The organism is Staphylococcus sp. GDX8P80P (assembly GCF_017893095.1).
GTDB lineage: Bacteria > Bacillota > Bacilli > Staphylococcales > Staphylococcaceae > Staphylococcus > Staphylococcus borealis.
Genome location: NZ_JAESMI010000222.1, coordinates 1 through 313, shown reverse-complemented (window position 1 = coordinate 313; position 313 = coordinate 1). Strand labels below are relative to the sequence as shown.

Annotated in this window: 1 pseudogene; it reads right to left on the bottom strand. The window is 33.2% G+C overall.

From position 1 onward, the window contains the following. Window positions 1-313 (bottom strand): annotated as a pseudogene (locus tag KA858_RS12550) (type I restriction-modification system subunit M); the annotation flags it as partial.

Here is a 313-nt window from a genome sequence, read left to right as displayed (position 1 = left end):
ATTAGCCGCAAATTGACCAATTAAATATTCATAAGCATCCCCTAACATATCAATTTCAATATCACTATGCACAAACGGAAGTGTAGCTAAATTAACCATGACTTTTGAAATAAGTTTTGTACGTGCAGCATTGGTATTACCTAAACGTGTCGAGTTTAAATCCATATCTGCGAATAAGTGATCAAAATCTTCTTCACTGTCTTCACCACGTGTAGATTCTTCGATTTTATTAATCGCTTTATGCAAGTCTTCAATTTCAAACGTTTGAGATTCAATCTTCTGAATTAAGTGGCTAAATAAATCTTGAGGTTCA